The following is a 12,092-nucleotide window of genomic DNA, read 5'->3' on the forward strand; positions in this document are numbered from 1 at the left end:
ACGGTCTTTCAGTGTCTTCTAAAAATCAAACCGCGAATTTCGGAAATTATTCCCATACATAGAGAAGGATGGGAGTAAACCTTTTCACTCGTTTTTATCCTGAGGTAATGTATGGTATACTGCGTTTGTGGTTGATGGCTGCTCTGGTGCATGCAGGTTGCTTGTTGCTGGTGAGGGATTGCAGTTATTCAGTTTTCAAAAGCATAGTTGTTGCATGGCTGCTCTCCGTGCGCTCACGGCCGCGAGGCCCCGTCTTCCGCGCTCGCGCTGTACCAGCTTCCTTTGCTCCCTATGGCCGAAATGCGTGCGGCACCGGAACCTGCTTAGGCGCTCGCCCGAAAGACTGGAAACATGGAAAGTAGCAGCATTTGTGACGTTTTCAGAACCCCTGTAGAGACTAGGCACTGCCTTGTCTCTACCACGCATTCCCCCTTCTCGGAAGGGTAGAAATTTCATTTTATTATGGTTTAAGTCTGTGACTTGGACCTATAATGACCGGAAGTTTGCAACCTCCGAGAGGTAAGAGTATCTAGAAATAGTAAATCCATGCACCGGAAAAAGAAAGCGAATGGGGGCTGCTTTCTAGAAAACAGCCCCCATTCGCTTTCAACAGAAAATACTATCACCTCTTACTTGGGCAGTTCCAGTTTGTTCAGCTCATCGGTGATGAAGGTGATTTCCTCCTGGCTGAGCTGCACGTCCATGGCTTTGGCATTCTGGATGGTCTGCTCGGCGTTGCGGGCGCCTACCAGCGCAATGGTGATGCCGGGCTGTGCAATGGTCCAGCGGAGCACCAGCTGGCCCAGCGTGGCGTTCTTGTCATCGGCCAGTGGCTTGATCTTGTCCAGGAAGGCATTCACTTTTACTAGGTTTTCGGGTTGGTAAATGGGCAGACTGGCGCGGTGGTCACCTTCGTTGAAGTGGTGGCCGGGTTTGATCTTGCCGGTGAGTAAACCACGTTCCAGCGGGCTGTAAGCTAAAATCCCGATCTGCTGCTCCAGGCTGTGCGGCACCACATCGGCTTCAATGTTGCGGTGCACCATGCTGTAGGGCACCTGATTAGAAGCCAGCGTGAAGTACTTTTCAGCTTCCTGCATCTGGGCCACGTTGTAGTTGCTTACCCCGGCCTGGCGCACTTTTCCTTCTTTGATGAGCTGCGCCACCGTTTCCATGGTTTCCTGGATGGGGGTAGTAGAATCTGGCCAGTGGATTTGGTACAGATCTATGTAATCGGTGCGTAAACGGCGGAGGCTGTCTTCACATTCTTTGATAATGCTTTCACGGCCGGCGTATTTGTAGATGTCTATCTTGTTGCCTTGGTTGTCCTCGCTGTTCATGGCGAAATCACCTTTGGCCAGATCCCAGCGCATGCCGTATTTGGTGAGGATCTGCACTTTGTCGCGCGGAATGCCTTTGATGGCCTCGCCCACAATCTCCTCGCTCAGGCCCTGTCCGTAGATGGGCGCAGTGTCAATGGAGGTCATGCCGTGATCGTAGGCGGCTTTGATGGCATCCACGGCCTCCTGCCGCTCTGTTCCGCCCCACATCCAGCCGCCGGCGGCCCAGGCGCCAAACGTCAGCACTGATACTTCCAGGTCTGTGGTTCCTAATTTTCTGTATTCCATTTTGCTTTGTGTTAAGTTCTGAATTCGGTTCAGGCTGCCTTTGAAAGCGGCCTAACCTGTATGTACGAATGCCAAAGAAAAGGACTAGGTTCAGGAAAAAGAATATTGCGATGGTGGTGCGAAGTATACTAAGCTGTTCCAATGCGGTTTAAAAGCGGGAGTGGGATGCCTATCACCGATGGAAGCCTGTTACAACCCTCCCTTGTGAGGAGAGATGTTTCCGGGGGCTGGCAGGAACCTTCTTCTGGAAAAGGTAAAGAAGCTGCCGGCGCCTTGCTGGTGACCGGAATAGCCTCGATTTTGTTTTACTTTATCAAGCGGCGAGAGAAGCAAAGTAAAGTAAGGTCTGGTCTTTCCTGGTTTTGGCCCTGAAACAGAAAAACAGGCTAAAATCGCTGGGGCGGAAATCCTAATCCTTCACGGGCTTTCGCCGTTTAAGACAGAAACAAATCCCCCGACTATGAAATGTGAATTGAGCCTGATCTTCGAGGAAAACGACGGAACGCTGCGCTGGATCTTCAATATATTGATTTACGCCCACCAGATCAGCGACCCGCCCGTGCGCAAGATGCTGCAGCCTACTTTAAAGGAGTTTTTGCACAAACGCAGCTACCAGGAGGTGGTGCGCCTGGCCGAGACCGACATTGACGAAGGGGATTTCGTGCGCGATTACCTGAAGCAGAACCTCATCAAGTTCAACGCCTCACAGGTGCGGGTGAAAGGGGAGAAGATCAAGTCCATGTGCTTTACCATTGAACAGGCGGGGCACATGCAGGCCGCCGCAGACCCAGAATCAGTAGACCCCGAGGTATTGGCTTTATTTGAAGGCCACGAACTGAAACTACACCAGATCAACCTTTGTGCCATAGAAGCCTTGAAAACCGCGGGTGCTAAGGGCGTGCACATTGAGAAGTTTAGCCACGAGTAAGATTTGGGGATGTGGAGATTTGGAGATGTAAGGAGATGAACCGATTTGCCCTTAAATGAAATCGGCCTGTTTTTGGGAAAACAGGCCGAAAAAGCTTTGTGTAAAATATTTAATCATCCATTCCTTCTCGCATCACTCCAAAGATTACGCTGCAGCCGCCATTTGAAGGGTGGAACCATCCAGGAACAGAGGCTCCACTTGGGCGCGCAGGCGATTCTCTACGAAACTGTTGCTCAGGTGCTCTGGCAATTCAGCCACCACTTTGCGGTATTTCTCCAGGCCTATGGCCTGGGCCACATAACTCTCGTGCAAGCCATTCATGTAGCTCACAATAGATAGCAGGCACTCATGGAAGAGTTTGAAGTCAATCTCGGCCTCCACAAAACGCTCAATCTCTTTCTGGGTAGAAGAGATGCGCAGACGGCTCAGTAGATCAAACAGCGTGGTATAGCCCATGCGCCAGGTGATCTGTTGCCAATGCTGCGGCGACCATTTGTCCAGCACTTTGCCGGTTTTTGTGCTTTTAATGGCCGTGGCCGGGTTCTTCTGCACCTGTTGCCGGATAGCGTTAGCCGTGAGCTTTCTGGTAGTGCGCAGAAACTGTCCTATCTGGGCTTGCGCCTCAATCTCTTTGCCGGCAATCTGCAGCCCTGCCTTGTAGCCCGCCAGCGGCAACCGGTGAATGCTGTAGTCATTGTATGGACCGGCCGCATAATACCCAATGGCTCTGGGATAGGCATTCTTCACCACCAGTCTACCTGCTTCTCTTCTGATGGCCGCCTCATTGTTGGTTTTGGTGCCCAGCGTGTATAGGAAAGCCTGCAGCCCCGCAAAAATAGAATAATACGCCTGCGGGAAAGTCCAGTGCAGGGCATTGCGCAGGTACGTCTCATCACCCAACTCGGCGGTGGCTCTAAGTGCATATTCTGTGCTCCAACTGTTGTGCAGTATCCTGGCAATCGCTGCCAGATCCTGCTCCGTCAAGTCGGCGGAATGTTGTCTGAAAAAGGCATTGTTTCTCAGGCCAGATTCTTCCGAGCTATGGCTGATATGGTAGTTGATCGCAAAAAAGTAGTTTAGAAACACTTGCGCCGGAATGGATCTCCGCCAGGCAGAATCCTGCGGTTTTTGCTCCTCCTGAAAGAGCGGAATCACATTTTCATCTATTACCTTCTTCATGTTTTTTTAACAGAATTCAAGGCTATAGAGTTGCATAATTGCTAATTATTTTAGGTTAATAATATGCTGATAATCAATAGTTTATAAAGTAATTAGCAAGAATTTTTTAAGTGCTAAAACAGCTAGGTATGAGAAGTTTAGGTACCATGGAAATGGATTAAATCAGAGAATTCATTTGCGGTAAAAGGGGAGGTTGTAGCCGATGGTAAAAAATAATCCAAACGTAACCTTTCATCCAAAGCTTATGGTTACTTTTGTTTCCGGGTCCGGTCTTCAGTATCGGCTGTTTGTTAACCTCTTATGTCATCTCTTTCTTCCTCCATCTTTTCAAATAGTTCTATTTTATGATTAAACCTTTACAAAAATTAACTTTTCTTCTAATTGCACTCTGCTGCTTAGGAATTAGTGGAAATGCTTTTGGGCAAGTGTTTACAGAGGAATTTGAATATCCTGCTGGAGCAGAACTAAAAGGAACAAACAGTTGGATGCAGACGGGTACTGCCGCTACTCCAACCATTTTGGTTTCTACAAGTGGCTTAAGTTATTCGGGCTCTCCTTCGTCAAACAAGGGGAACGCCGCTGTGCTTAATGCAAATGGTGACGATATCAATAAGGTACTTCCAACTACTTATGGCGTTGGGAAAACCGTGTATGCTTCTTTTTTAGTGAATGTAGCAACAGCACGTACCGGGGATTACTTCTTTCACTTGGGCGCCCCTTCTATAGGCTCAACTTATGTTGGCCGGGTGTGGGTGAAAAGTGCAGAAGGTGGTTTTCAGTTGGGCGTAAGCAAAGCGACAAACTCAAGTCCATTGCCCGCTGCTACCTATGGAAGCCAAGTTCTTGCGTTAAATACTACCCATTTGGTTGTATTGAAATACACAATAGTTGAAGGTACAGGTAATGATGTAGCTGAAATCTTCGTGAACCCTGACCTAGGCGGAACCGAACCTGCTAGTTATTTGGCAAAGGCCGAAGTTACCACTGCCGGTGAAGTAACTTCTGTTGGTTCAGTGGCGCTCCGTCAGGGGGGAGCATCTTCTGGAGCTAATTTAACTGTGGATGGCATCAGAGTTAGTGACAACTGGGCTGATGTAACCCCTGCCGCTGTGGCAGACAATACCCCTCCAACCTTAACCTCCTTTACCCCGGCAAATAACACCACTAACGTACCTACCAACACTGACTTCGTTCTGACTTTCAGTGAGCCGGTAGTGGCCGGAACGGGTAAAGTGGGCCTTACCTCTAGTGGAGACCCCATTACAAAATTCACCACTGATGCAGATGTGGTTTACTCAGGTTCCACGGTGACCATTAAGAACACTGCCCTTCAGTCTAACACAACTTACACGGCTTTCATTGAGAACACGGCCTTCAAAGATGCAGCCGGTAATTTCTACGGCGGGCTGTCTGGGTCTTCCTGGACCTTCACCACGGCCGCAGCCGTTACACCGGTGCTATCCTCTTCCGTTACTTCCATTGTATTTCCGGGTACGGCCTTAAACAAAGGCATGACCAGATCATATGACCTGTCTGCCTCAAACCTAACTGGTGATGTGACTGTAACGGTAACCGGTCCATTTACCATCTCTAAGACCGACGGTTCTTTTGCCTCTACACCTTTGGTGTTCACCAAAGAAGAACTGGCTACTACCCAGAAAGTATACGTGCGCTTTACGCCTACCGCTTTAGGAAACAACACTGGCTCTATATCCCAGGCTTCTGCCGGTGCTCAGGCTGTTACCGTAAATCTTTCAGGCTTGGGAGTTGATCCTTACAACCAGAACTTCAACGACCCGGCTTTCTTAACCAACAGCGGCTGGATGCAATACAGCGTGGCCGGTGCGCAGGTGTGGGCCAGCACCAACTTCGGGCGCGACTGCCTTACCGGTTGCAACGCTTCTACCGTGAACAAGGCTGTCCAGATCAACGGTTTTGTGAGTGGTGCCAGCGTACCAAACGAAGACTGGTTGATTTCTCCGCAACTGGATCTGGCCTCTTTCACCAATACCCCGGTGCTGGAATTCTGGACCATCTCGGCTTTTGCCGGAAACCAACTGAAACTGGTGTACTCTGCAGATTACACCGGTACCGGTAACCCGAAAGATGCCACCTGGACTGAAGTGCCGGGCGTGTTCCCTGCCTCCAACAGCAACCTCTGGACCCTGTCGCAGGGAATTGAATTGCCTAAGACAGCCAAGTACGTGGCTTTTGTCTACACCTCCTCAGAAAGTGGCGCTTCCCGCTGGACCGTTGATGATTTCAAGATCCAAGACGTAAGCAGCTACAATACTATTCCTTCCAAAGTTCTGGTGTTTGGTGAAACTGAAGTAGGGGCCAAATCTGCTGCGCAGACTGTTAACTTCAGAGCGGTAGGGTACGGTAACATCACGGTAACCGCATCGGCTGGCTTTGAGGTGTCTATGGACAATGGCAATGCTTTTGCCGCTTCCGTGACCATCCCAGAAGCAGAGGCTGCGGCCGCTGCTGGCAAAACCGTACAGGTACGTTTCGCGCCAACCGCCAAACAGCTGAAAGTAGAAGGAACCTTAACCTTTGCGGGTACCGGTTTAGACACTAAGACGATCAATCTGTCAGGTTCCTCTTACCTTAAATCTGAGACCTTTGACGTAGCCACCTACAACATGGAGTTCTTCGGGAACGGCACCAAGATCGCGGGCAATTACGGTCCTGCCGATGCTGACCTGCAGATTGCCAATGCCACTACCGTAGTACAGACCTTGAACGCAGACATCATCGGGATTGAGGAAATCAGTGATGAGGCTTCTCTGGAAGAGTTGGTGACCAATTTGCCAGGCACTTACGGCAAGCAGCTTTCGCCGGTGTACTCATACTCTATCAAACCAAATTCTTCTACCACGCCTTTCCCGGCCCAGAAAATCGGCTTTATCTATAACACCGCTACTACTACCCCGGTTGGTTTCAGGGTGATGTTTGAAGGCCTGTACAGACAAGCCGTAGCCGGTACTACCACCCTTATTGATGACGATTTCTGGTCATCTGGTAGATTGCCGTACATGGGTACTTTTGATGTGACGGTAAACGGCATCACCAAACGCGTAAGAGTGATTGATATTCACGCCAAATCCGGCTCAGCCAACACAGACTACAACCGCCGTGTGGCCGACCTGAGAGTGCTGAAAGATTCTTTGGATGCGTACTATGCCAATGACAACGTGATCTTGCTAGGAGACTTCAACGACAACGTGGTAGGCTCTATCAATGACGGCGGCGTTTCTTCCTATAACGCTTTCGTGACCGATGTAGCCCGTTACAAGGCGCTTACCCAGACTCTGGCCCAGAACGGCGGCTTCTCTTTCCCAAGCTCTAACAGCTTCCTGGACCACATCATCATCTCCAATGAGCTCACCGATGAGTACCTTGAGAACTCTATCACCATTGAAGACCCAAGAAGCTACGTGACCAACTACTCCAACACTACCTCAGACCACTTGCCGGTGTATGCCCGTTTCGCCTTCACCACCAGCGATCCGCTGAGCGTGAAAGGTGACGTGAAAGGTAGATTCAACGTGTTCCCGAACCCAACCACCGGAGCGGTAGCCTTGCGTCTGCCTGAGGGAGTAGCCAAAGAGAAACTATCTGTAACGGTGTACAGCCTGCGCGGCGAGGTTCTCTTGAAAGCGGCTGGTTCTGAGCAAACCCTCAACAACCTGCTTTCGCAGAAAATAAGCTCGGCCGCGGCCGGCATGTACCTGGTGAAAGTACAGGCGGGTAACCAGGCTTACCAAACCAGAATCATCAAGAAATAGGCTCCAGAGCCTTCCAGGAAAGCCTGCCGGATCTTCTCCGGCAGGCTTTTTTTATGCCGATATATTTCTTTACTTTTCAATTTGGATTCGTCCGTTTAGAGGCCCTTTTGGCCAAAACTCCGCTAAAACAACATGAAAAAAGGCATCTCCTATTCTTTCATCTTCTTATGGATTCTATGGCAGGTAGTGGGCTGCAAACCCGCTGATAAGCCTGCTTCTTCTTTGCCTCAGCAACAGGGAGCCACCGGCCGGAAAGGCATGGTGGTGAGTGCCCACCCAGAGGCCTCGCGCATTGGCCTGGAGATTCTGCAAAAGGGCGGCAATGCCTTTGATGCAGCAGTGGCCACCGGCTTTGCCCTGGCCGTGGCGTTCCCGGTGGCGGGCAACATTGGCGGCGGCGGATTTCTGGTGTACCGGAAACAAGACGGAGAAGTGGGCTCTTTGGACTACCGCGAGAAGGCGCCCCAGGCCGCGTCGCGCGACATGTACCTGGATGCCCAAGGCAATGTGGTCCCCGATGCAAGTATCCTGGGGCATTTGGCCGTAGGAGTGCCGGGCGCGGTAGACGGCATGGTGGCCATGCACCAGAAACTAGGCAGTCTGCCCTGGGTGCAGGTGGTACAGCCCGCCATTGACCTGGCCCACAAAGGCGTGGTCTTGACGGAGCGCGAAGCCCACATGCTCAACGGCGCGAAGGAAAGCTTTATCAAAGCGAATAAATTCACGCCCATGGTGGTTAGGAACACGCCCTGGCAGAAAGGCGATGTGCTATACCTGCCAGAACTGGCCAGCACGCTGGAACGCATCAGGGACAAAGGCCGGGCCGGATTCTATGAAGGCGAAACCGCCGATCTGCTGGTGAAGGAAATGCAAAGGGGAGGAGGCCTTATCTCGCGCCAGGACCTGAAGGATTACCATTCTGTGTGGCGTGAGGCTATTACGGGTTCTTACCGCGGGTACAAGGTGATCTCTATGCCTCCGCCCTCCAGCGGAGGTATAGCCCTGCTGCAACTGCTGAAGATGGTGGAGCCCTACAACCTCCAGAAATGGGGTTGGCAGCAGCCGAATACCGTGCACGTCATGACCGAAGCACAGCGCCGGGTGTACGCTGACCGCGCCACTTACCTGGGCGATCCTGATTTCGTGAAAGTGCCCGTGGCTGATCTACTGAACTCCGCTTACCTCAAGAACCGTTTGACCAACCTGGACATGGAGCACGCTACGTCCTCTACCCAGATCATGGCGGGTAAACTGCAGCCCCATGAAAGCGACCAGACCACCCATTACTCCATCGTGGACCAGTGGGGGAATGCTGCCTCCATCACCACCACCCTCAACGGCGGCTACGGCTCCAAAGTAGTGGTGGAAGGCGCCGGCTTCATCCTCAACAACGAAATGGACGATTTCAGCGCCAAACCCGGCGTACCTAATATGTTCGGGCTCATTGGGGGAGAGGCCAACGCTATTGCCCCAGGTAAGCGCATGTTGAGCTCCATGACACCAACCATCCTGGAGAAGGACGGCAAGCTATTCATGGTGGTAGGCACCCCCGGTGGGTCTACCATTATCACATCAGTTTTCCAGGCCATCCTGAATGTGGTAGACCACGGCATGGGCATGCAGCATGCCGTAGCCGCTCCGCGATTCCACCACCAATGGCTCCCGGATAGGATAGAGCCAGAGGCTGCGGCTTTGTCTCCTGAGGTAAGGGAGGAGCTCCTGAAGCGGGGACACACGTTGCAGAACAGATCAAACTATGGCGCAGTGGATGGCATCCTTCGGCTCAGGAGCGGAATGTGGGAAGGAGGAGCTGATCCCCGGGGAGATGACACCGCCATGGGGTATTAAAGCGAAAGAAATAATTTAGCAGGAAAGGGCCATTTACTACCAGGTAATTGGCCCTTTTCTGTTTTAGGCCCGGTTCTATCAAAACAGGCCTAAAACAAGATCATGCATTCCTGCCAGAAGGGAAAAAAAGGGTTGTTTCAGGCCTGTTTTCTTGAAAAAGTATCTAATTCTCTTTAGCCCTATGGGGGAGTGTTCTGCATCAATTGTCTTAGGATAATAAAAAGGGTGGGCAATTATTTAGAGTAGGTAAGACCGAAAATTGAAAATTTTTACAGGCAAAAAATGGGGAATTCTGCTTAAGAAGGCGGTTGAACAATAAATATTAATATGCCTTAATATAGAAGGTTACCATTTTATGAACTTAAATTTGCAGGAAGAAGTTGTCTCTACATCAATTGGAAATACACAAAACCAAAATCTCTATTCCTTACTTCTACCTTTTGCACAATTAATTTAAGTTTTCTCTATTAACCTTAGACAATGAATCTGAAGCAAATTGTTGTTTTCAGCTTGCTACTGCTGGCTGCTAGCGTTTCTAAGGCCCAGGTTACTCCGCAACGCATGGTGATCCCGCGCCTTTACCAACAGAATTATTTTTACCTGAACCCGGCCTTTGCGGGCTCTGAGGGAAGAAGAGAGTTTGGCGTAAACGGGCACCTTAACTCTATCAACAGATCGACTTCCTCGGCTCCTCTTTCCGTGATTGCCCATTACCAGGGATACGTGAGCAAAGAGAATCCTAACGGGATTGGTGTTGTGGCTGTCTATGACCAGTTCGGGCCTTATTGGTTAGGTAAGTTGGGCTTCAGCTATGCCAAGCGCTTCAGATTAGGGGAGCAAAGCAGTTTGGCCTTCGGGGCTCAACTGGCCGCTGAGTACTTCAACGTGGACCTGGCGGAGAAAACCCGTAACGAGGAGAAGAAGATGGTAGGCCATGACAACGACCTCCGGCCCGATGTGGACGCCGGGGTGTGGTTGAACGTGCGCAACTTCTACGCCGGGGCTACTTTTGCCAGTCTGTTGGCGCCAAACTATAACCTGGTAGGCGATGCAGAGCACGAAGGCATCAGGGAATTACTCGTGACCGCCGGGTACAAAATCGCCTTCGCCCCGGAATTCAGCCTGACGCCATCGTTCTTCATGAACCAACCGCTCAAAGACGGCAAGCAGGAGTACCAGTTCGGGACCATGGCTAACATAAAGTTCCTGACTGCCGGCGTGAACTACCGCGGCCAGTTTGACAAAACCGCTCCCTGGAACGTGAATGCCGGTATTAACCTCAAAGACAACGTGCAGTTCACCACTTCCTTTGATTTGACCAAGGAAACTACCACAACTGCTAAACCAGATCCTCAGGTAGAAGCGAACCTGCGCATCCGGTTCTAAAACAATATAGAGCACCAAAGAAAAGGGCTTGCCATTTGGCAAGCCCTTTTCTTTGGTGCTCATTTCAAACGTAGTTAAAGCCAACAACCCTTTCCAGAGGCCTGGAGTAGAAGGAGAAACTATCTTTTTCTTGTATGGACCTCTCCTATATCCTGAACGAACTTGGCGAAGACCGGGCGGCGTATTTCAACGCTGTGGCCCCACCCATCATCCAGACCAGCAACTTTGCGTGCAGAACCGTGGATGAGATGCGTTACATGCTGCAGCATGAGTTTGAGGTAGATTTCTACACCCGGGGCAACAACCCCACGGTTGACATGCTGGAGAAGAAGATTGCTGCGCTGGAAGGAACTGAGCACGCCATCGCCTTTGGGAGCGGCATTGCGGCCGTGGTGGCAGCGGTGCTCTCGCAGGTGAAGGCCGGTGACCATGTGGTCTGCATCAGGAAACCTTACACCTGGACAAACAAACTCATGCGTAATTTCCTGCCCCGTTTTGGGGTGGAGGTGACCATGGTAGACGGCACCGATGCCCGCAACTTTGCCGAGGCCAGCAAGGAGAATACCGTCCTGTATTATCTGGAAAGCCCCAACTCTTTCACATTTGAACTGCAGGATATTGCCCAAATAGCGGCGTATGCCAAAGAGCGGAACATCTGCACGGTCATTGACAACAGTTTCGCCTCGCCGTTGTTCCAGAACCCGGCGGCCATGGGCGTGGACCTAGTGGTGCATTCCGCTACCAAATACATAGGCGGCCACAGCGATGTCATGGGCGGCATAGTCTGTGGTAACCGGGAGCGCATTAATCAGATCTTCAGTACCGAATACATGACCCTGGGAGCCGTTTTGTCGCCGCACGATGCCTGGTTGCTGCTGCGCGGGCTTCGTACGCTGCCGCTGCGCATGGACCGCATTGCCAAGACCACCCGACAGGTGGTGGCTTACCTGCAGCAAAGAGAAGAAGTGGCTGAGATTCTGTGGCCTTTCCTGCCCGAGCATCCGCAGTATAAGCTGGCCAAAAAGCAGATGCGCAACAACACCGGGCAATTCACCATCAAACTGAATACCGGCCAGATCAAAGAAGTGGACCGGTTCTGCGATAGTCTGCAGCACTTTCTCATGGCGGCTTCCTGGGGCGGGCATGAGTCGTTGATCTACCCTGCGGCAGCGGCACACAATAAGGGAAACTACCGGTCTTCGCTGCCCTTCACCTTGATCAGGTTTTACATTGGCCTGGAAGACCCCGAGTACCTGATTAAAGACTTGGATCAGGCGTTTTCTAAAATGAAGGGCTAAGCTGTTTATAGGCTCCTTTTTGGAAAGGACGTAAAAA

General features: G+C 51.2%; 7 protein-coding genes. 5 read left to right on the top strand and 2 right to left on the bottom strand.

What is annotated here, in order from left to right; genetic code table 11:
- Positions 1-629 precede the first annotated feature (629 nt).
- Positions 630-1,625, bottom strand: coding sequence for an aldo/keto reductase (locus tag J3P35_RS08205; protein ID WP_210463841.1), 996 nt, complete (start codon positions 1,623-1,625; stop codon positions 630-632).
- 460 nt (positions 1,626-2,085) lie between these two features.
- Between J3P35_RS08205 and J3P35_RS08210 the strand changes: the two genes are divergently transcribed.
- Complete coding sequence (locus J3P35_RS08210) at positions 2,086-2,553, top strand: hypothetical protein (protein ID WP_210463842.1); 468 nt, start codon at positions 2,086-2,088, stop codon at positions 2,551-2,553.
- 144 nt (positions 2,554-2,697) lie between these two features.
- On the opposite strand, the gene J3P35_RS08215 is transcribed toward J3P35_RS08210, so the two are convergent.
- Positions 2,698-3,732, bottom strand: a complete 1,035-nt coding sequence (locus tag J3P35_RS08215) for a hypothetical protein (RefSeq protein WP_246850026.1) — start codon at positions 3,730-3,732, stop codon at positions 2,698-2,700.
- A gap of 1,058 nt (positions 3,733-4,790) precedes the next feature.
- Between J3P35_RS08215 and J3P35_RS08220 the strand changes: the two genes are divergently transcribed.
- The 4 genes from J3P35_RS08220 to J3P35_RS08235 all read left to right on the top strand — a co-directional run bounded on the left by J3P35_RS08220 (position 4,791) and on the right by J3P35_RS08235 (position 12,055).
- Positions 4,791-7,523, top strand: a complete 2,733-nt coding sequence (locus J3P35_RS08220) for an Ig-like domain-containing protein (RefSeq protein ID WP_210463843.1) — start codon at positions 4,791-4,793, stop codon at positions 7,521-7,523.
- A gap of 132 nt (positions 7,524-7,655) precedes the next feature.
- Complete coding sequence (gene ggt / locus J3P35_RS08225) at positions 7,656-9,371, top strand: gamma-glutamyltransferase (RefSeq protein ID WP_210463844.1); 1,716 nt, start codon at positions 7,656-7,658, stop codon at positions 9,369-9,371.
- A 480-nt stretch (positions 9,372-9,851) separates the two neighbouring features.
- On the top strand, positions 9,852-10,757 hold the full coding sequence (locus J3P35_RS08230) for a PorP/SprF family type IX secretion system membrane protein (protein ID WP_210463845.1): 906 nt from the start codon (positions 9,852-9,854) through the stop codon (positions 10,755-10,757).
- Between the two features lie 134 nt (positions 10,758-10,891).
- Positions 10,892-12,055 carry a trans-sulfuration enzyme family protein gene (locus J3P35_RS08235; protein WP_210463846.1) on the top strand — a complete coding sequence of 388 codons (1,164 nt, stop codon included), beginning with the start codon at positions 10,892-10,894 and terminating at the stop codon, positions 12,053-12,055.
- The last annotated feature ends 37 nt before the right edge of the window (positions 12,056-12,092 follow it).

Origin of the sequence: Rufibacter roseolus (assembly GCF_017916365.1) — a bacterium.
GTDB lineage: Bacteria > Bacteroidota > Bacteroidia > Cytophagales > Hymenobacteraceae > Nibribacter > Nibribacter roseolus.